We start from the raw sequence: 21,326 nt of genomic DNA on the forward strand, positions 1-21,326 counted from the left end.
TATATTTTTTAATGGTTAATATTATTTGGTTTTTGTATGTTACAAAGGTCTTGATAATTAATAGCTTACACGTTACAAGATTTTTTCAACTTGTTATATAATTTCCAACCTATGTTGTTTTTACACCTTATTATATATAATGTATTGCAAATGCGTTAATATGAATTGCTTTTGAGATAATTATGATTTGTACAGATACTTACTTTTGAATCGAAATAATAAATTAATCTTACTATGTAGCTCAAAAAGTAGATACAAATATGAACTACAAACTATCAAATACTGCCAGCAAAACACTCTTAGAACTTACTTTTAGTATACCTTTAAAATATCCTAATATTTATAAGCCACGTATGGTAATAGATGGAAAAAAGGAACAATCTGTTTCTATCATCACAACAGATGAGCCTACAGTAATCTCAGAAGGTATTTGGGGAATTTTACCGCAAAATTTTGAAGGAGACTGGGAAAGTTTTCAAGAAAAGAAAATCACATTACATACTGATAAAAAAGACATCTATAAAAGTGTATTGTACAAAGAAGCTATTTCTAAAAGGCGGTGTTTAATATTAGTTACAGGATTTTACATGTATCATATTATTAATAATAAAGTACATACTTTTTTGGTTGAAAAAGAGAAGCTCACTCCATTTTCTGTAGCAGGAATCTACAATGTCTTAGACGATGGTTTTAAAACATGTACTGTTATTAATACTGAAATAAATGATTTATTATCTTCTGAGAAAAATCTATATGAATATATGCCTTTAGAAATTCCACCTCTTTTTAAGAACAAGTGGTTAGATATGGAAACACCTATTGAAGACATTGAACGAATTATTGAGAAGCCGTATTTAACAAAATTCAAAGTACAAAAGATAACTTCTTAATTGATGTTTCAATTATAAGACTATATGCAAAATTAATTTGAGTTAATCCTTCACTCATATGAGCTAATTCAAATAAGTTGCGTACCTTACTTTTACAAACAACATTAAAATTTCAACAAATGAAGAAAATTAAAACACTTTTAATCCTCGGTTTTTTAGCGCTTGCAACGTCGATGAGCGCACAGCAAATTTCTAAAAATGCTATTGGTTTACGTCTTGGAGACAACGACGGTTTTGGAGGAGAAATCTCATATCAAAGATATATTGGAGATAATAACCGACTGGAATTTGATCTAGGTTTTAGAGACAATGACAATGTAGAAGCTTTTAAACTTGTAGGTTTGTATCAATGGGTACGTCCATTAGATGGAAATTTTAACTGGTACTTAGGTGCTGGTGCAGGAATTGGTTCTTTTGACACACCTGTTGCCGATGGTTCTTTTGCTTTAGTTGCAGGAAATGTAGGTATTGAGTATAATTTCAACATTCCATTATTACTCTCCTTAGATATACGTCCAGAATGGTCGTTTGATGATGATTATAGTGATGATGTTGATTTTGATATTGCTTTGGGAATTAGATACCAATTCTAAGGTCATTTAGTGATTAGCATATATTCAAATCTCCTGTAAAATTGCTCATGAAGACCTACACAAAAGAAGTTGGTGAAAAGCTAAATAGCATTTTAGAAAAAAATTACGATGCGCAAAAAGAATACAAAAACAGCATCCAAATAATGCTAAAAGCGATTTACTGACCATTATTTTGAGAAAAAGTCAAAATGATGCGATTGCTTAAGACACAATTACTATACAAAATAGAAGATTTGACTTCGTAATTTAACTTTATTACGAGCTCAATTTAACAAAATCAAAGCGATATTTTGAAGATATCGCTTTGATCTTTATTTATCCAAAGTTCTCACTACTCATGCAAAAAACATCCGGTATATTCATTCTTCTTTTATTGATTTGTTCTGTAACAACACATGCACAGTTAGGTGATCTTGCTCGTGTTGATTATACCATCATTCCCATGGCCAAATCGGATGTAGAATATACAAGATTTCGTGCTTTATTTAATTACCCTATTAAATTAAAAGACAATGACACCTATTTGTTTGTCGGTCTAGATTATAGCAATATACATTTACGGTCAGAAAAGAGTTTTCCATTTGACACGAGAGATCTTAATGACTTTCAGTTACTAAATTTTAACTTTGGATACACAACTCCTTTAAAAAATAATTGGCGCTTAGGAATTCGTTTCGAACCCGGTTTTAGCACCAATTTGGTTGCAAACGCCGTAAGTTTGGAAGATGTTGTACTATCGGGAACCGTTTTATTTATCAAACAAGGAGATGTTTTTAATGGCAAACGTACTAAGCTTATTATTGGAGTTTCTTATGCAGGAAATTCAGGTTTTGATTTTCCGTTACCCTTAGTGAGTTATTACAAAAAATTTCGTCCAAATTGGTCATTTAGTATTGGTGTGCCTAAATCAAACTTACAATATCATTTTTCTGAAAAGCATCGTTTAAAAGCGTATGCACAATTGGATGGTTTTACATCTAATTTGCAACGTGATGTTCCCTTTGTAGACGGAGAAGCAGCACGAAGTATTAATCTTTCTTTGATTATTGCTGGACTTCAGTATGAATATTATTTTACCAAAAACTTACAGTTTTATGCTAGAACAGCATATATACTATCTGTTAATAGCGAACTTCGCAACAAAAATCGTGATGCTATATTCTCTTTAGACAATGAAGCTCGAATTTATCTCAGAACTGGAGTCAAATTTAAGATATGAGTTAAAATTTAAATTTTTACAGCAAAACCTGTCGCTACTTGCCATGTATCTTTGTATAAAACATTAATCTTACAACTATACATACAATGAAACAAGGAAAAGAAAATTTTGAATTTGTTAAAGACAGTGCACAAAATAATCAACGCAATTATATTTTTCAGAATAATAAAAAAACTAAAACTGCTTTTTACTTAGTTGCTGCAGTTTTACTATTATTAATTGTTGCTGTAGCTGCAACTGCCGTCATGCTTTAATATATACAGTTATAAAGGTTGTTTTTCACTTAAATACTTCCAATATCGCTTCGGGACGTGACGAACGTGAAGCAGTCTATTTTTTCTAGATTCGATTGTAGTGCTCTTAAAATAATTTTGCCATAATTCATGAAAATCCAATTCCTCTTCGTCAAAGAAGTCGCTTGATGTCTTTGTAAAATCAAATTCATTGGGAAAATCCATCACAATCATTTCTACATGATTCAAATTATAATACAATCCGTATTTTCGCTTGATATCGTAAATGACCCATTTTTGATCTGCATACCGTGATTTAAAATGCTTCGCAATAAGAGGTAAAACATTAAAATCAGGTTCTATGTTTGCAAAATAAATCTCGTCTTTGGTTAATTTGAAACGAACAAAAGCTTCCATTCGATGTTTTTCACGTCCTACACTTCTCATAATCTTTGAAAGTTGAAGAACAATCGGGTTAGCATAATCTTTTTCTATGGATTCTACAGAAGAAAATACTTGTTGAATGTAAGCAAGCATTGTGTTTTCAATCCCAGAAATTTCACTTAAAAAAGAATAGTATATTTGATTTCTTCCAAGTGGAGTCAACTTTTTTTGTAGTCCGCTCCAAACTCTTTCAGCTTTTACTTTGTCTGAGATGATTTCTTCATTTTCTCCAAAAAAAGAAGACTGAACATTCCTATTCTTTTGAATCTGAACTGTCTTTAATTTTTCTTCATATACTTTAAAAACAGCCGTTAAAAAGCCTTCAAAAGTTTCATCATATATTAAAACTTTCTGCATTAGCCAAACAAATTAAGTTGATTACTTGTTGCCAACCTATATTTACTAGCCGAATTTTGAAGAATTAATCCTTTAATCGTTGCTGGCTCTAAATCACGACGCTCAAAAATACCAGAACTACATACCAAAAAATACTGTGCTCTATTTAATGCAACTCCTATACGTTTTAAATGATCCCAATTGAGTTGACGAAACTTTCTCGCCTGTAAAATTTTATGTACAGAAGTCATTCCCAAACCTGGCACTCTAGCTAGCATACGTTTATCAGCACGGTTTACATCTACAGGAAACTCATGAATATTTCGCAGCGCCCATGCCAATTTTGGGTCAATGTCTAATTCTAAATGTTGGTGTGTTTCATTGACAATTTCATGTACATGAAACCCATAAAAGCGCATCAACCAATCTGTTTGATACAATCTATTTTCACGTAGCATTGGCACTTCTGTTCCTATCTGCGGCAAGCGGCTATCATAACTTATAGGAACATACCCCGAATAATAAACACGCTTTAAGTTAAATTTTTTGTAGAAAAAGTGAGATGCAGTCATGATTTGATAATCATTTTCTCCACTTGCGCCAATAATCATTTGTGTACTTTGACCTGCAGGTGCATATTTAGGAGTGCTTCTTATAATCTTTTTTTCTGACTTGTATTGAATGATTTCATTTTTTACCTTTTTCATTGGTTTGATAAAATCTTCGCGCTTTTTATCAGGTGCCAATTTTTTTAATCCTTCTCGCGTAGGGATTTCAATGTTTACACTTAACCTATCAGCATACAAACCAGCTTCACGCATTAATTCATCTGAAGCCCCTGGAATGGATTTTAAATGAATATAACCATTGAAATTTTCTTCTAAACGCAGTTTTTTTGCCACTAAGACTAAACGCTCCATCGTATAATCTGCATTTTTGAAAATACCAGAACTCAAAAACAACCCTTCTATATAATTTCTTCGGTAGAAATTGATAGTCAAATCAACTACTTCCTGCACTTTGAAAGCCGCTCGTTTGATATCATTACTTTTACGAGTTACACAATACGCACAATCAAAAATGCAATGATTAGTTAACAGAATTTTAAGCAGTGATACACAACGCCCATCTTCAGTATATGTGTGACATATTCCCATACCTGTTGCATCGCCCAAGCCTTTGTTGGTATTGGCTCGATTGCTTCCGCTAGAGGCACAAGAAACATCATATTTTGCGGCATCTGCCAGGATATTGAGCTTTTCTTTAATTCGTTCAAACGACATGAAATGTATTCTTTTTGAGGATGTATATTGTATATTCTACAGTATCACAAATATAACATTTTACAGATTAAAAATAAAACATATTCAACAATATTCAGCTATATGTTTTAAACTGATTGTAAGCATATTATGCCTTTTTTTAAAATTTTATTGCTGTATAAAAAATTAAAGATGCTCCTCACGTCCTGAAGTCTTTGCAAAAAAATGTTACCACATATATTATGGATATCATATCGTATAACTATGACATATAGGTTGTTAAAAAAAATACAGAACAGGTGCTCATTTAGTTTTTGAGTTAATATTCCATTTTTTTACGGCAACCTCCCTCAATTGTCGAAAGTATATTTGTACTATAAAAATTGCATTACACAACTTTAACAAATTAAGATAGCTTCAATTAGTGTAGAAGTTATCACCATCAAAAAATAAAAATTGCTATGAAAATTTTTGAAGCTATTAGAAAAGACCACGACATCCAACGCAAACTACTTGACGAACTCATTAAAACTTCTGGAGATACCGAAAGAAGAACACACGTTTTTGAAGCGTTGAAACACGAATTAAAAATTCATGAAGATGCTGAAGAGCGTCATTTCTACAAACCTCTTATTAGTGATGATATGATGCAAAATCATGCGCGTCATGGAATTGCAGAGCATCACGAAATTGATGAACTCGTAGAAAAACTTGAAGATACAGAACAAGACTCATCTGCTTGGTTAAAATATGCAAAGGATCTACAGCATAAAGTGTTGCATCATTTGGATGATGAAGAACACACATTTTTTCAATTAGCTGGTAAAGTATTATCAGAAAAAGAGAAAGAAGGATTGGCCACAAAATATGTAGATTTTATGGATGAAGCACGAAATAATGTGGCTCACTAAAATAATTTATTAACAATAAAAAAATTACTATGTACAATTACAATGAAGAGCTAGGAAAAAAGCTAAATAACCTATTAGAAAAGAATTATGATGCAGAAAAAGGATATAAAAAGGCAGCTGAAAACGCTAAATCTGACGGATTGAAACGTTTGTTTGAACGTAGATCACGAGAACGTAATTATTTTGGTCACGAGATTAAGTCAGAGTTAAGAGATATCAATCAAGAACCCAATAAAGGAGGAAGCTTTACAGGATCAGCACATAGAGCATGGATGGATGTAAAGTCATGGATTCGTTCAGATAATGATGAAGCAATGTTAGAAGCGTCAATTACAGGAGAAAAAGCGGCTTTGGATGAATATAATGAAGTGTTAAGTGAAAATGAACCATACATTCCAAGAAGTATGCGTACAATTTTAGATAAACAACGAACCGTAATTAAACACGAGTTGGAAAACATAAAAGTTTTGGAAGACTTGCAAGGATAGTTTACAATTAAGTTTCTGATTTTAAATCGCCTGTGAATATTTTTCAGGCGATTTTTTTATAGTTATCTAAATCTTGCGTAGGATTTTATAAGTATTCACAGTTATAAGATTAGTGTTATTCCTCTAATATTTGCTTCAATCGTTTTTTTGAGTTTTCGCACCAATGACATGCACTTTCAGGGCGTAACTCAATGGCTTTTTCAAAACTTTTTTTAGCATTGTTTTTGTCGTTTAGTAAAAAATAACCTTCTCCCAAAGAATCCCATAGGTTTCCATCATTAGGAAATAAACGAACGTTCAACTTAAGAAGCGTAATGCCCCACTCTTTATCTTTATTTTTAGATACTTGCTGAAACCCAATTCTATTGAGAATGGATTTTTCTGTAATTGACATACCAGTTCTTTGTTTTATATATGCGGGTAATTGTTGAACATAAGCAGGAGTATTATTTCTAATAAAATCAAATACCAATTCGTATGTGTTTTTGGGAATTTTTATAGGTTCATACTTCTCATCATAAATCATTGAAGCTATTTCCCAAGCTATATTTTTTGATTGCTGATTCAACACAATGTTGGATAACACAATTACAACCAAATCATTTTCCACATCTCTTATAAAATCAGCAAAGTAGATTCCATTACTTCCATTGTGAGTGACTATTTTAGTGTTTTTTGAAGAATTGAATATAGCCCAACCATATCCGTAAAATGATTTTTCGGCATCATTTTCTGGAACATGCGGCATTTCCATTAAACTCTTCGTAGCTTTTTTTAAAACCTCATTTTGCTCTAAAGCAAGATGCCATTTATATAAGTCTTCAATCGTAGCATACACATCTCCTTTTCCTATACTATACCAATGTTTATCTGTATATGGCAAATATTCTTGCGTAACTCCCCAATCTTTCCACTCTCCTTGTGTATAATTAAAATAATAACCATGTGCGAGTTGTTCGCTATTGAAATGAATACTTTTATACCCTGTACGGTTCATCTCCAAAGGTTTCCACAAATTTTCTCTTAAGAACGTCTCATATTCTTGTTGAGTTACTTTTTCAATAATTGCTGCTAACAGGATATAATTTGCATTGGCATACGTATGTGTATTTCCAGGCTTATACAGTAATTTTGAAGAGAAGAACTCATTTAGAAATTCATCTTTAGTAGCCTCTGTATATCTAAAACCTCCTGTTTGAGGCGCAATCCCTGATGTGTGGGTAAGAAGTTGATGAATTGTAATGCTTTGCTTATCTAGAGGAGCATTTGGAAAATATTTTGATAATGTATCTGAAAGATTTAATCTTTTTTCATCCAAAAGTTTTAAAATGGCAGTAGCAGTAAATTGTTTAGTGATTGAACCGATATTGAATACAGTTTGTGAACTATTCGGTATTTTTTTAGCTCTATCAGCCCAACCATATCCTTTAGATAAAATTACATGTCCTTCTTTTGCTACTAGCACACTTCCAGAGTAACCATTTTCAACACTCTCAGTTATAAAATTATCTATGCGTGATTTGAGGGATTCATCACTTCTAAGTTCTTGTGCTTTTCCTACAAAGGGATTAAGCAATATTACAGTTATAAATAATAATAGCTGTATTCTCATACTTTATTTATTTTGATTGTATTTACTTTTTTTGAAAAAACGGTATAGAAGTTTATTCCTGTATATTTTTTAAATTTTCAATGACCTGCGTACTTACCCAAAAAATATCTACGTTCTCATAATTCTTTGATCCCATATTTCTAGAAAAGAACAGATATTTACCGTCTGGCGTTATAGCTGCTGATGCTTCCCATGCTTCCGTATTTATTTTATCCCCTAAGTTTATTGCTTCTCCCCAAGATCCGTTTTCCTGTTTAAAGCTAATGTAAAGATCCGAACTTCCATATCCTTCTTCTTTTACAGCATCCCAAATCAAGTACGATTCGTCTGGAGCAATAAAAGGATGATTAAAATTTTTAATTCCTGTATTGATAGTTTTTCCTAATTCTTGAGGTTTTTCATGCCCTTCATTAATTAATCTTGAGTATCGTAAAGGAAAATCTGGAATGTCCTCTACATATGTATCAAAATAATACGTGCCGTTGGCGGAAGATGAGAGTCGCATGATAGGTATTTCATCAAATGGAGGTCCTAACTCTTTAACTTCTGACCATCCGTTTTCTGTACGCTCCATATACCTTTTCCCTAAATGCATTTTCATACCATCAGGAGAAATTACTGGTTGACCTATCCAATCTGATACAACTGATTCTATCCATTTGCCATTTTTATTTTTTAAAACAACCAATACTGCTTCTTTAAACTTACCTCCATCTCTAATGAAATAAAACTCTTTTAAATTTGGTGTAAAAATACCACCGTACTCATAATTTTGGGTAGAAACAATATCGGGTGCAAAAGCTTTGGGTATGAGATTGGGTGGGTTTTCTCCGAGATATATACTCTGATTTGTCACTAATTCAATTGTATTTGTGTTATGTGTTTTTGAATTACAAGCATTGAAAAACACAATTGACACTATTCCTAAAAGGACAACACTACCCCTAACCATAAGAGATATTACTTTATTACTTTGTTTCATATTGATTTACAACTTTTAATTTAGAACATGAACTTTCGATGTTTCTTCTCTAGCACAAAAAATTTCATTTCTATTTATAAAGGATAACGCAAATATATAGCAGCTTACTATGTATCATTTATTTTAAAAGAATCTTTATTTATCTAAAAAGAAAACCTGATAACATATTAGTAAGAAAACTACATGCGCGATAAAAGATTCGTTTCAAGAGAAATTTTAATTCGCTGAATTCCTAATGCCTTCAATAAAGCCTTTGAAATTAATACAATTTCATGCCACCCGAAGTTAAAAGTATAAAAACTTACTGAAGACTTTGACTTTGAATGAAAATAGTGTAGCTTTAAAATAACTAAATTTATAATAGAAAAAAAGGTTTAGTTATACAAGAAATAACAGGAATTCCTGTTATACATACGTTGCCATTAATTTGAATGAACAGAGAACAAATCAAAAAAGAGTTTCAAGAAAATTTCAGAGAATTAAGAAAAATACTTAACTCTTGGGAATTAATTCCTGGAGCACCAAAAGACGAATTTGATGGACTAAATCATCAAATTTTGAGCAATTTATACAAAGGTGCTGACTTGGAAAAGATAACTCGTGTTCTGGAAAGTGAGTTATCTGTAACCTACGGACTTTATCGCGATGAGTTTGGAGCTGATGAAATGGCTTCTGAAATAATCGAATGGTGGAACTTAAAACTTGCTGAAAGAATTCAATGATTTCGGGCACAATCGACATAAAGGCTAAACTAACTCTGTATCCGACTGAACAAGGTGGACGGAAAACAGGAATCAAAACTAATTACAGACCGAATCACGTTTTTGAATACAAAGAAAACTCGTCTGATTTTGTGACAACTTATATTGGACAAGTTGAGTTTGAAAAGGAATTGATTTTACCAAGTGAAACAGAGAATGTAAAAGTCCGATTTCTAAAACACCAGAATATTGCAGATTTGATTGAAAAGGGAAGAATTTGGTGGATTCACGAAGGACCGAATAAAATCGGAGAAGCGGAAATAATTGAAATATTAACTGAGTAAAAACTAATGGCAACAATGGCTATAAGTAATTGCTTGTTCTGGCCTACTTCTGAAAATCCTTGCGAATTTTCAGTTTGGTGTGTACTTGCTAAGTTTAACGCAAAACCATGCAACTACTCATAGCCGAGACCGTTGTAAAACATTTAAGAAATGAAAATAGGATACAAAAAGAAACACCTAAATGTGAATTTAATTTTAGGACTCGTTTGGTTAATTTGGTTCTTTGTCGGAGTTTTTGAAAAAGAAGAACCGAATTGGACTGACTATGGATGGATTGTCATTTCGATAATGTATTTAGGACTTTACTTCTACCAAAAAAAATACAAATATTTGACCATTGAAAACGGAATTATAAATGTTAACGGACCATTCGGAAAAAAAATAAATCTGACTGAAATAAAACGGATTAAAAAGTTTGCGGGAGATTATATCCTAAAAACGGACAAAAACGAATTGACAATCAACACGCAAATAATTGAACCGAAATCACTCACTGAATTAAATGCGGAATTGGAAAAACTAAACGTGGAATGGAATTAAAAAAGCGTTTTACAACACCGACTATAGTCCATTGCTTCTGACTTTCCTTTCGGAAAATCCTAGCGGATTTTCATGCAACGAAATCATAGCCAAACCGTTGTGTAGCATTAAGAAAATGAAATACATATTAACAATATCATTAACTCTATTAATTTGGAATTTGAAGGCTCAAACCATTGAATTCAAACTATACCATTGTGAATCGACTTCTCTAGTGCGGATAAAAAAAGACTCACTTCATTTTGAGAACTTATTACTTAAACCAGTTAAGGAAGACACTTTAATAAGTAAAAATGACTTGGATAGTTTGAATTTATTATTTCAAGATATTCTGAAGAAAAAAGGAGACGAAGTTTGGTTAAATCACTGCGTTGATGACGGAACAAATCTGAAATTTATTATTACCCGAAATGGAATTTCAAAAAAAGTTTTTGTAGGTAATTATTTTGACCATAGACTTAATAAAATCGCTCTTATAATAAATAAATACTTGAAAAAAGTTAATGCTGAATTTATAACAACAATTCCATACGGAACCACAAATGAATCCATAATTGAAAAGGAAGTTGGAAGCCAAAATAACTGTGAAGAAGCACCCGAATCCTATAAAAAATCAATGTTGAATGAATGGTGTGAACCTTATAAATAAAAACGCTACACAACAATGTATAACCGCAATTACGGCGGATTCGACTACGTCCGAATCCACCCGGAATTGCTAACGTCTGTGCCAAACCGAAAATTAACGCATATTAACCCGTAACTGACGGTTATACTAGACCGTTGTACACAACCTGAATGAAACACTGTCAATTAATATCGTCAACAACTTTTTCATCTCAAACAGATATTGAAAAAACTCTAGTGGAACTATATGATTTAACTCTAGTTTCAATAAGAGAATTATTTACAAATAAGTTGAGGAATGAATCTGAATCTGAATTAGCTATTGATATTAAAAAACATTTAGATAACGGAAAATTAGTTCCAACCGAATTGATTACTAAATTAATCGAAGAAAAAATAAAAGGATTAACAAGTGATATTTTAATCTCTGGTTACCCTAGAACAAAAGAACAGTTTGTAGCCTTAAACAAATTGCTTCAAGAAAATAAAATTGAAATAAATAAACTATGGCTTTTTGAGTTACAGAATGTTGATAAATTAATTTCGGAACGAATACATCAAGACGCCTCTGAGCAAATAATTGAAAAGTTTAAACAAACTATAAATCAAAACAAAGAATTGGAAAAATTAATTAATAACCCAAAAATTATTTCAAAAATTGGTTTTGATTATCCAGTGAACTGGACGAGTGAACAAATGACAAATAAAATAAAGGCAGTGTACAACAAAATATAACCGCAATTACGGCGGATTCGACTACGTCCGAATCCACTCGGAATTGCTAACGTCAGTGCAAAATTTAAAACCGAAATCAAAAATGAAATATGTTGTCAAATTTACATTACTATTTACAATACTATTTTTCTTGAACTGTTCAACAGAAAAGGAACAAAGTCTATTGTTAAGTGGAAAAGTAATCGGAACTAAAACAAAATCTATTCTTTTAGTAAAACCAAATCAAGATATGAGGTTTGACTCATTGATTGAAATTCCAGTTGAAAATGGGGAATTTTATTTTGAATCTAAACTAAAAAATCCTGAAGCAGTTAATCTTTTTCTTGGAGAAGCCAAAGAAAATGGAGGAGGACGTTTTATGCCTCTGTTTTTAGAAAACGAAAAAATTGATTTAACCATTTACTCTGAAGAAGAATTTGACAAAAACGTTACTAAAGGTGGAAACCTAAACGCTGAATACACAAAATTTAAACAAAATTTTGAGAATGAATTTAACAATAGAATAAAACCGCTTCAAGACAGCATTAGTGCACTTATTAAGAGTAATGAATATAACAGTGATAAAGCAAAACTAATTTACGCGGAATTAAGAGAAGCCAAAAATCAAGATGAGAAAGTAGTCATTTACAAAAAGCTTGATGATTTAGAAAAATCAGAAGAAAATTTAAGTCCTAAAGCCAAAGAGTTAGACAATAAAATAAAACCTATTTACAAGCAACAAAAGCTGTTTCAGCAAAATTACATTGAAAACAATCCTAATCTTGTATCTTATTCCTTTTTTTTAAACAACTTAATTTTTAATAAAGAAAATCTTGATGTCAATTCTGCTAAAAAAAATCACAAAATACTGTCAGACGCCAACCCAAACCATCCATATAATGAACTTGCTTCAAACTTAATTAATGCAATTGAAAATATAAAAATTGGCAAAAAATACACTGACTTTTCCGCACCTGATTTAAATGGAAATGAAATTAAACTTTCTGAAAAAATTAATGGAAAAGTAGCATTATTAGATTTATGGGCTACTTGGTGCGGTCCTTGCATAGCCAAAAGTCGAACAATGGTTCCTCTCTACAACGAATATAAAGACAAAGGATTTACAATTATTGGGGTTGCTGGAGAATTTAAAAATACAGATAGACTTGTAAAATTCCTTGAAAAGGAAAAATGGGAATGGATTAACCTAGTTGAATTGGACAGACAAAACAATATTTGGCAGAAATATGGAGTCGATGGTAGTGGTGGCGGAATATTCTTAATTGACGAAAATGGAATAATATTAGCTAAAGACCCGACCGCTGAAGAAGTTAGAATGGAATTAGAAACTCGATTAAATTAAAAAAACGTTGGGTAACAATGTATAACCGCAATAACGTTACACCACATAAAAAAACAACCGTTATTTTTTCAAAACTGTAACAATTTCGAATCTATTAGGTCTAAATAACAAACAGAACTGATGAAATTAATTTTACAACTACTTCTAATCACTTGTTTGATAGGAAAATCTTACGCTCAAGAAAATAACAAAAATATTTTTAAGAAAACTGATGCCTATCTAGAAAGCACCATAGATAGCCTAAAGATTATTGGATTAAACTACGCAATTCTCGTTGACAATAAAGTAGTACACAAAAAATCATACGGTTTAGCACACGCACAACTTAAAGTACCTATGACTATAGACATGTCTTTCCCTGTTGCTTCATTATCCAAATTATTCAGTTCAGTTGCTCTTCATAAATTATTAAGTATTCATAAACGAAGTGTAAGTGAAACCGTAGAAGATTTTCTTCCAAACAGAAATGACTTCCCTGAAACTTGGAGAAAATTAACTCTCAAACAATTACTATCTCATACTTCTGGTGTTCCAGACCAAATTGATTATCAAATTTTTTTAGCTCCAGATAGTGAAAAATTTGTTATTGATACTTTAAAAGATAAACCTTTTAGTTCTAGTCCAGGAACCGAATCAAAATATAACGCAACAGGATTTCTTCTAATTCGTGCTATAATTGAAAAATTGGCAAATCAAGATTTTGAATCATATATGCAAACTGAATATTTTGACAAGTTCAATCTAAGTTCGGCTAAATATGGTGGGTTTAAAAAAATTATACAAAATAGAGTTACTTGCTATCAAAATAGGGATGGGAATTTAGAAATGTTTCCTCTAAATTATTCGCCTCCTATGTATGCTGGTGCTGGTTTAAACATCTCATTAAATGATTTAATAAAATGGTTTCAAGCCATTCAAGATGAAAAAATCTTAACAAAAGAGCAACTAAATGAAATTTGGACACCTGTAAAGTTAAACAGTGGAAAAGATGGTTACTTTGGTTTAGGTTGGGAATCATATAAACTTCAAGGTGGTTATAGAATGGTTGGACACGGAGGTGCTGGAATTTCCTCTTTCAGGTATTATTGGAATGAACAAACCAATCAAAATGTTACAGTGATTTTGTTAACTAATGGTGCTTTAAACTGGACGATTAGACCAAATCAAATAAACTCACAAATTGCAACTATGATATTAGAAGGTAAGTAAATTACGTTGTGTAACAACGTGTATAACTCATTGTGGTTGAATTTCCAAGAAGAAATTCAACCACAATGAGTTATCTTTAGGTATAGTCGAAAAATCTTGCCGATTTTCTTGCAAAAAGCTATACACAAAACCGTTAGCTAACATTAAAAAGAACAATTAATATATGAATCATATGAAATTTATTCTTCTATCTAATTCTTATCACTTTATCTTCTTGTAAAAAAGATGATAACGGAACTCAACCTAACCAAACTAATGAACGACTATATGTTAATGGACAAATTTATACCGTTAATTCAAATCAAGAATGGGCAGAAGCCATGCTGATTCGTAATGGAATAATAATAGCCATAGGAACAACTACAGACGTTGAAAATCAAGCTTCTGAAAATGCAGAAATTATTGATTTGGAGAATAAAATGGTAATGCCTGGTATTCATGATGTTCATTTGCATCCCTTGGAAGCAGCATCAGATAATTTTCTTTTTGTGCTGAACACCGAAGAAACTAACCCAGAAAACTATGCTTCTGATATAGAACAAGCAGTAACGCAAAATCCAAATTCTGAGTGGATTTTAGGTTGGGGATTTGATATTTATACCCTTTTCGATGCTACTCGCGAACCAATCGAAATTTTAGACGACATTTCAACCACCAAACCTATTGCGGTAATGGAACAAACCTCACATTCCATTTGGGTAAATTCAAAAGCATTAGAACTTGCTGGTATAGACGAAAATTCTGAAAACCCAATTGGTGGGATCATAATGAAAGATGACAACGGAATGCCAAACGGAATTTTAATAGACAATGCAGGAAACTTAATCATTGATTTAGCCATTGCGTCAATTCCAAATAACGAACAAAACGATTATGATGGCTTGGTAAATTTTGCTCTTCCAGAATTGGCAAAAAACGGAATTACTTCTGTTTGTGATGCAAGAACCTATTGGAAACGTAATCATCATCAAACTTGGCAAAGAGTTGAAGATGAAGGAAAACTTACTGTAAGAGCAAATCTTGGGCTTTGGCTATATCCAACCGAAAATGATGCTACACAAATCAGCACTATTCAATCTCTATATTCTAACGATGCAAATAGTTTTTTGAAAATCAATCAAATCAAATTGTATGCTGACGGAATAATCATCAACACAACATCTGCAATGGAAGACGATTACCTAATAGACTTATTCAATTTACCTACAAATAATGGATTAAACTATGTCTCTCAAAGTAGAATTTCACAATATATATCAGCTTTAGAGCCAATAGGTTTTGATTTTCATATTCATACCATTGGAAATCGTGGCGTGAATGAAGCTCTTAATGCCATTGAGCAAAGTAGTAATGGAAATGGCAGACACAGATTAACGCACGTAGAATATGTCCTGCCTTCCGACTATTCAAGATTTAGTCAATTAAATGTGACCGCAGATGCACAAGTTGCAGGAGATTTTACACAACCTGCTAATTGGCACGAAACCGACTTTCTTATTGGTTCTGCATTAAATAATGCGAATGTTCCAATTAAAAATTTGGTAGATGCCAATGCAAGATTGACCTTGAGTAGCGATTGGGATGTGAGTGAGCTAAATCCATTTATAGGAATGCAGAATGCTGTAACTCGTGCACCACAAAACATATCTCTAAATGAAGCATAAGAGCATACACAATTAATGCAGCTTATGTGATGAGACAGGAAAACAAAGTAGGAACTTTAGAAGTTGGTAAAGAAGCAGATTTTATTGTTTTAAGCCAAAATCTATTTGACATTCAACCGACACAAATCAATCAAACTCAAGTTTTAGAAACCTATCTGAAAGGCGAACTGATTTACGAACAATAAAATGAATAACGTTTGCTAACAACGTATATAAAAAATAGCGGTTTAATCACTCAATCGAAAGATAGTGAATAAATTAAAAGTCAATTATAAACCGAAAATTTAGTGCGTAAAAACCGCTACTTTTTATATACAGGACCGTTGTAGCCAATACTGAAAAAACCATCAGAACATCATAAAAAATATAGAAAACAACAAATAATGTTGCATATACAACTTGGAGTTTTTACATTTGCTTTATGAAATATGATTTACAATTTTGTATTGGTTCACGATTAAGACGACTATCAAGAATAGCTGATGGACATTTTAGAAGAAAATTATCTGAATTTAACATTACCGAAAATCAAATGACCATTTTATTTGTTTTAAAAAAAATGGGGAAAGTTGAGCAAGGGAAAATCGGACAAGCATTAGTTTTGGAACGCTCAACAGTAAGCAGGAATATTAAAATCTTGGAAAAACAGAACTATATAAATAGAACATCTGAATATCGACCAGAAATTGAACTTTCAAAACAAGGTAATGAAATGGTAAAAAAGCTAATTCCTCTTTGGGAAGAGACTATGGACGAGCTAATTTCAAAATTGGGCGAAAATGGATTAACACATTTGACTGAATTGGAAAATAGTTTAAACTAATTTTTTTAATTACAATGTTGTATATACAACTTTTAAACTATTATAAGCTTTAAATTTTAATATGGTAATAGCTAATATGACTTCTGAAAATTTTCCATACCAATCAAAATTCATCAATATTTTGAATTCCAAAATTCATTATATAGACGAAAACAACTGCGATGATACTAGTCAAGTAACGTTTATCTGTGTTCACGGAAATCCAAGCTCAAGTTATATATGGCGAAACATCATTTCTTTTTTATTGCCAAAAGGTCGTGTAATCGCAATGGATTTAGTTGGTTTTGGAAAATCTGATAAACCAAATATTGACTATAGAGTATTAACACATTCCAACTATTTTGATGAGTTCATTAACGAATTGAATTTAAACAATATCATTTTCGTGTTACACGATTGGGGTACTACATTAGGTTTGTCGTATGCACGCAAAAATAGTGAAAAAATAAAAGGAGTAGCTTTTATGGAGGGTATAATACGACCAAAAAAGTGGGACTTCGGAAATCCTTTTGTTCGTTTAATTTTTCGTTTGTTTCGCACACCAATTGTTGGCAAACTAATGATTATCAATGGCAATTTCTTTGTTGAAAGAATCCTATTATCAATAGGCCAAAAAAGAAAACTGACCAAAACCGAAAAGAACTACTATCGGCAACCTTTCCTAAAAAAACAAAATCGTAAACCAATCTATGTTTTTCCGAATGAAATTCCTATTAACGGAAAACCAAAAGATGTTTACAAAATGGTCAACAAAAATCACGAATGGCTTAAGACTTCAGACGTTCCTAAACTTTTATTATGGATTAAAACTGGTGTTCTTATCAAACCTAACCACGTTCAGGAAATGAAAAATGACTATAAAAATATTGAGGTAGAATATGTTGGGGAAAGTTCTCACTATCTACAAGAAGACTTTCCAACTGAAATTGGTCAGTCTATCGTCAATTGGAATCAAAGAATAAATAGAAAACAAAAATATGAACAATAAACAAATACTGGTAACAGCAGCAAACGGAAACACGGGCTTTCCAGCTTCAAAAGAATTATTGAAATTAGGATTTAAAGTCCGAGCGTTTGTTAGAAATCCAAATAACAAAAAAGCACAGGAACTAAAAAGGTTAGGTGCTGAAATATTCGTTGGCGACATTCAAGACATCAGAGATGTTAGAAAATCACTTGAAAATATTGAAAGTGCATACTTTGTACCTACTTACCCAAATGTACTTTTCCAAGGTTCAACTTTTGCAACTGCGGTAGAAGAAATGGAAACAAAAAATGTAGTTGTACTTACGCAATGGTTATCGTCAAATTCACATCCTTCGGTATACACCAAAGAACATTGGTTGGTTGACCAAGCCTTTAAGCGACTTGAAAACACCAACGTAGTATTTGTAAATCCTGGACTTTTTGCATTCGTTTATTTTATGATGCCTGAACCTATGTTGCAATTCGGAATGATGCCTAATTTTGGAACAAATGCACCACCTTCAAATGAAGATATTGGATTAACAGTTGCACATATTCTAAAAAACACAGAGCCACATATTGGAAAAACATATCGAGTAACAAGTAGAGAATTATTAACACCGCAAGAAATGGCAGACATAGTTGGTAAAGTTGTTGGCCGTAAAATAAAAGCAAACATTTTACCCGAAAATATGATGTTAAAAATGTTACGCTCTTATGGCTTTCCGCAACGTGACGCATCACAAGTTATCTACTACGTTAAAGACGGACACAATGGAGGTTTTGAACAAAACGCACCAAGTACAACCGTTCAAGATATTGTTGGCAAACCAGCTGATGATTTTGAAACCATTACTCGTAGGTATTTAAAAGAAAAACCTATGGTGAAACAGTCCTTTCTGAACAAATTACGAACTATGAAAATAATGGTGAAAGCTATATTGACTAAAAAATGGAATATGACGGAATTTGAAAAAAATCAAGGCTTTCCAATATTTAAAAATATGATACTATCCAATAATTCAGAGGAATGGAAATCGGAACATTATAGTACCGGCTACAACAATGTATATAAGCCATAGCGGAATTAGTGCTTCGCGCATGGCTTTTTATATATTTGGAATCTATTTTATTTCAAAACAGGACAATCTTAAATATCTAAACAAAGTTGTTTAATTACATTTAGGAGGATTTACTCAACCAATGAAAAAGTGCCTTTATAGGTTTTGTTTTGCGTGTATAGGTGAATTCCAAACAATGACCAATGTATCAGTCCGTTCATTTCATACGAAAAGGTATGCTCGTCAATGCGATCGATGTCGCTGTATTGGTATTCCCATAGATAACCGCCAGATACTCCATTGATAGCGCTGTGAGAATAGCTAGCTCTAAGTTGATCTTGCTGATCTTTTTTGAAGTTAACGATTAATAGAATTTCAAACATGAAACTTTCATCGATGCGCACGGTTGTAGATTTTACATTGTGTCCTTTCAATCCGTGTTGATAATGTGTATATGAATTGTCAAAACCTTTTCCTTTTGCATTCAACATTCCTAAAACGCCAATCACAAACACGACGATGATTGCGTTGCCGTATTTATTATTAAAGAGTTGTTTTCCTTTACTAAACAGCGTTAATACCAATGCAAAAAATAAGATGATAAACGAGGCGTTTAGTATAAACCAAATGAGATACATGTACTTTGAATTTAAGAGATTTTTTATTTTTTCTTCTTTTTCTTTGAAACTTCTTCCGCCATGAGCAAGGCGTTATACGCATTGACTATTTTTCCAGATTTGGAAAGGGAACTGAAAGGAACAAGTTCTTTTTCTTTACTTGAAGATGGTTTGTTGACCATGATATCAAACGAAACACCCGATTCCATAATGATTTGTTTTACTTCCGCGGCGGTTAGGTTGGGATAGTAGGAACGGATAAGCGCGGCAACGCCTGACACTATGGGCGTTGCTAGCGAAGTTCCATCAATAAATGCATATTCGTTCTCAGGGTTTGAAGTATAAATATCTTCGCCTGGGGCAAAGATATCAACATTATGTTTTCCATAATTAGAAAAACTACTTATTAAATTTTTTTTGTGAGTTGATGCTCCTACAACTATAAAATTATTTGCAAAATCATTATCGTTTTCAATTTGATCATTTGGATAGTTAAAATAAATATCTGAATTTTTGCTCTCATTTCCAGCTGCGATTAAAAGCAAAACATCCTTTTCAGAAGCATATTTGATAGCTTCGTCAACCCATTCTCTACGAGTTGAAAAATCGTTTCTGAAACTCATATTGATAACCTTAGCTCCATTATCAACTGCATAGCGTATTGCCAAAGCGATATCTTTATCCCTTTCGGAACCTAATGCTGCTAAACGTATTGGCATAATCTTTACTAAGTTAGTGATGCCTTTCACTCCTTCATCATCGTTTCGATTTCCGGCTAACACGCCTGTAACTTGGGTACTGTGGTAATGAGTGAGCTTTTCACCTTTTATATCATTGTTTCCATAACCTTTATCTTTTAGGGTATTTGGATTATCTCCAATAATATCACTTTCATTATATCCGCTTACACCTAAATGTTTTTCGTAACGAACGGTAACTTTTTTTTTCTTATATTCAAACCAATCTCTGTCTATTTTATAAGTTACACACTTTTTAGCTTCCTCGATATAGTATTTAAGTGTATCGTTATCTGTTTTAATTAAATTCAATTTTTCCAAAGTAAACTTTTCATTGGGGAAGTATTTATTGAGGGCATTGATCATTTTTTCATATTCATCATACGCTCTTGAGTATTCATCCAAAGCCTTTTTTGCCTTTTCTAGTTTACTATTGTGATTTTTTACTACATGTTGATATTGTTTGTAGAGTAGCTTGTCTCTTCCTGTAAAAGAATTAATATCTTTATTTTTAAAAACTGTATCATAGAGCCTTAAAAACCTAGTAGACTCATAATTTGAAATAAATACATTTTCACCTTTGTCATTTCCTAAGAAATTCCAACCATGAATGTCATCAACATAACCGTTTTGATCATCGTCAATTGCATTATTTGGAATTTCATCTCTGTTTTTCCAAAAAACCCCTTTAAACTCTTTGTGGCTAATATCAATACCAGTATCTAAAATAGCAACAATGATAGTATCTCCTTTTAACTTTGGCAGTATTGTTTTGTATGCTTTCTCCAAACTTATTCCAGGAATTGAATCTTTAAATATATCTTTATGTTGCCAGTTATATTTATCCTTTTTAATTAGCTTTTTTATCTCAGTTTTTGAAATATAATGATTAGCAGGATTTTCTATTGTATTACAACTGAAAATGCTACTAATCAAAATCAAAAAAATAACTGTTTTAATTTTCATAATGAAGTATAGTTATTTTTATAA

24 protein-coding genes are annotated in these 21,326 nt (G+C 32.0%); 18 read left to right on the plus strand and 6 right to left on the minus strand.

Annotated features, from left to right (window positions below; all coding sequences use genetic code 11):
* The first annotated feature begins 260 nt into the window (after positions 1-260).
* The 4 genes from AA088_RS00005 to AA088_RS18095 all read left to right on the plus strand — a co-directional run bounded on the left by AA088_RS00005 (position 261) and on the right by AA088_RS18095 (position 2,956).
* A complete protein-coding gene (locus AA088_RS00005) occupies positions 261-890 on the plus strand; it encodes an SOS response-associated peptidase family protein (protein WP_046742903.1) in 630 nt (209 codons plus the stop codon).
* A 119-nt stretch (positions 891-1,009) separates the two neighbouring features.
* The gene (locus AA088_RS00010; RefSeq protein ID WP_046742904.1) at positions 1,010-1,483 is read left to right on the plus strand and encodes a hypothetical protein; all 474 of its coding nucleotides are present in this window, start codon (positions 1,010-1,012) and stop codon (positions 1,481-1,483) included.
* A 337-nt stretch (positions 1,484-1,820) separates the two neighbouring features.
* The gene (locus tag AA088_RS00015) at positions 1,821-2,702 is read left to right on the plus strand and encodes a DUF6268 family outer membrane beta-barrel protein (RefSeq protein ID WP_046742905.1); all 882 of its coding nucleotides are present in this window, start codon (positions 1,821-1,823) and stop codon (positions 2,700-2,702) included.
* An 86-nt stretch (positions 2,703-2,788) separates the two neighbouring features.
* Positions 2,789-2,956, plus strand: a complete 168-nt coding sequence (locus AA088_RS18095) for a hypothetical protein (RefSeq protein ID WP_156168316.1) — start codon at positions 2,789-2,791, stop codon at positions 2,954-2,956.
* 9 nt (positions 2,957-2,965) lie between these two features.
* Here AA088_RS18095 and AA088_RS00020 read toward each other — a convergent pair whose 3' ends face one another.
* Entirely contained in the window at positions 2,966-3,736 is a 771-nt protein-coding gene (locus AA088_RS00020) for a TIGR03915 family putative DNA repair protein (RefSeq protein ID WP_046742906.1), read from the minus strand.
* Positions 3,736-4,998, minus strand: coding sequence for a putative DNA modification/repair radical SAM protein (locus AA088_RS00025; RefSeq protein ID WP_046742907.1), 1,263 nt, complete (start codon positions 4,996-4,998; stop codon positions 3,736-3,738). Before AA088_RS00025 ends, AA088_RS00020 begins: the two co-directional genes overlap by 1 nt.
* Before the next feature lie 440 nt (positions 4,999-5,438).
* Here AA088_RS00025 and AA088_RS00030 point away from each other — a divergent pair, with 440 nt between their 5' ends.
* Both AA088_RS00030 and AA088_RS00035 read left to right on the plus strand, forming a co-directional pair.
* The gene (locus tag AA088_RS00030; RefSeq protein ID WP_046742908.1) at positions 5,439-5,888 is read left to right on the plus strand and encodes a hemerythrin domain-containing protein; all 450 of its coding nucleotides are present in this window, start codon (positions 5,439-5,441) and stop codon (positions 5,886-5,888) included.
* Positions 5,889-5,917: 29 nt separating this feature from the next.
* Complete coding sequence (locus AA088_RS00035) at positions 5,918-6,376, plus strand: ferritin-like domain-containing protein (RefSeq protein ID WP_046742909.1); 459 nt, start codon at positions 5,918-5,920, stop codon at positions 6,374-6,376.
* Between the two features lie 115 nt (positions 6,377-6,491).
* Here AA088_RS00035 and AA088_RS00040 read toward each other — a convergent pair whose 3' ends face one another.
* Together AA088_RS00040 and AA088_RS00045 are read right to left on the minus strand one after the other, a co-directional pair.
* Entirely contained in the window at positions 6,492-7,988 is a 1,497-nt protein-coding gene (locus AA088_RS00040; protein WP_046742910.1) for a serine hydrolase domain-containing protein, read from the minus strand.
* A gap of 52 nt (positions 7,989-8,040) precedes the next feature.
* A complete protein-coding gene (locus AA088_RS00045; RefSeq protein WP_206539834.1) occupies positions 8,041-8,970 on the minus strand; it encodes a PD40 domain-containing protein in 930 nt (309 codons plus the stop codon).
* 431 nt (positions 8,971-9,401) lie between these two features.
* Here AA088_RS00045 and AA088_RS00050 point away from each other — a divergent pair, with 431 nt between their 5' ends.
* The 12 genes from AA088_RS00050 to AA088_RS00100 all read left to right on the plus strand — a co-directional run bounded on the left by AA088_RS00050 (position 9,402) and on the right by AA088_RS00100 (position 19,003).
* The gene (locus AA088_RS00050) at positions 9,402-9,692 is read left to right on the plus strand and encodes a hypothetical protein (protein ID WP_046742911.1); all 291 of its coding nucleotides are present in this window, start codon (positions 9,402-9,404) and stop codon (positions 9,690-9,692) included.
* Positions 9,689-10,015: a hypothetical protein gene (locus tag AA088_RS00055; RefSeq protein WP_052752722.1), complete on the plus strand. Its 327-nt coding sequence runs from the start codon at positions 9,689-9,691 to the stop codon at positions 10,013-10,015. Before AA088_RS00050 ends, AA088_RS00055 begins: the two co-directional genes overlap by 4 nt.
* Positions 10,016-10,165: 150 nt before the next feature.
* The gene (locus AA088_RS00060; protein WP_046742912.1) at positions 10,166-10,555 is read left to right on the plus strand and encodes a hypothetical protein; all 390 of its coding nucleotides are present in this window, start codon (positions 10,166-10,168) and stop codon (positions 10,553-10,555) included.
* A gap of 115 nt (positions 10,556-10,670) precedes the next feature.
* Positions 10,671-11,204, plus strand: coding sequence for a hypothetical protein (locus tag AA088_RS00065; RefSeq protein ID WP_046742913.1), 534 nt, complete (start codon positions 10,671-10,673; stop codon positions 11,202-11,204).
* A 149-nt stretch (positions 11,205-11,353) separates the two neighbouring features.
* Complete coding sequence (locus AA088_RS00070; RefSeq protein WP_046742914.1) at positions 11,354-11,917, plus strand: nucleoside monophosphate kinase; 564 nt, start codon at positions 11,354-11,356, stop codon at positions 11,915-11,917.
* Positions 11,918-11,999: 82 nt separating this feature from the next.
* A complete protein-coding gene (locus AA088_RS00075; RefSeq protein ID WP_046742915.1) occupies positions 12,000-13,259 on the plus strand; it encodes a TlpA disulfide reductase family protein in 1,260 nt (419 codons plus the stop codon).
* 120 nt (positions 13,260-13,379) lie between these two features.
* Positions 13,380-14,468 (plus strand): serine hydrolase domain-containing protein, encoded by a 1,089-nt coding sequence (locus AA088_RS00080; RefSeq protein WP_046742916.1) that lies wholly within the window; start codon positions 13,380-13,382, stop codon positions 14,466-14,468.
* Between the two features lie 320 nt (positions 14,469-14,788).
* Positions 14,789-16,132, plus strand: a complete 1,344-nt coding sequence (locus AA088_RS00085; RefSeq protein WP_052752723.1) for an amidohydrolase — start codon at positions 14,789-14,791, stop codon at positions 16,130-16,132.
* Positions 16,133-16,161: 29 nt separating this feature from the next.
* Entirely contained in the window at positions 16,162-16,317 is a 156-nt protein-coding gene (locus AA088_RS18760) for an amidohydrolase family protein (RefSeq protein ID WP_156168318.1), read from the plus strand.
* 236 nt (positions 16,318-16,553) lie between these two features.
* On the plus strand, positions 16,554-16,955 hold the full coding sequence (locus AA088_RS00090; protein ID WP_046742917.1) for a MarR family winged helix-turn-helix transcriptional regulator: 402 nt from the start codon (positions 16,554-16,556) through the stop codon (positions 16,953-16,955).
* A 61-nt stretch (positions 16,956-17,016) separates the two neighbouring features.
* Complete coding sequence (locus AA088_RS00095; RefSeq protein WP_052752724.1) at positions 17,017-17,943, plus strand: haloalkane dehalogenase; 927 nt, start codon at positions 17,017-17,019, stop codon at positions 17,941-17,943.
* Entirely contained in the window at positions 17,933-19,003 is a 1,071-nt protein-coding gene (locus tag AA088_RS00100; RefSeq protein ID WP_046742918.1) for an NmrA family NAD(P)-binding protein, read from the plus strand. Before AA088_RS00095 ends, AA088_RS00100 begins: the two co-directional genes overlap by 11 nt.
* 110 nt (positions 19,004-19,113) lie before the next feature.
* Here AA088_RS00100 and AA088_RS00105 read toward each other — a convergent pair whose 3' ends face one another.
* Positions 19,114-19,620, minus strand: coding sequence for a hypothetical protein (locus AA088_RS00105; RefSeq protein ID WP_156168320.1), 507 nt, complete (start codon positions 19,618-19,620; stop codon positions 19,114-19,116).
* Positions 19,621-19,643: 23 nt separating this feature from the next.
* A complete protein-coding gene (locus AA088_RS00110) occupies positions 19,644-21,302 on the minus strand; it encodes a S8 family serine peptidase (RefSeq protein ID WP_046742920.1) in 1,659 nt (552 codons plus the stop codon).
* Positions 21,303-21,326 lie beyond the last annotated feature (24 nt).

It is taken from the genome of Kordia zhangzhouensis (genome assembly GCF_001005305.1).
GTDB lineage: Bacteria > Bacteroidota > Bacteroidia > Flavobacteriales > Flavobacteriaceae > Kordia > Kordia zhangzhouensis.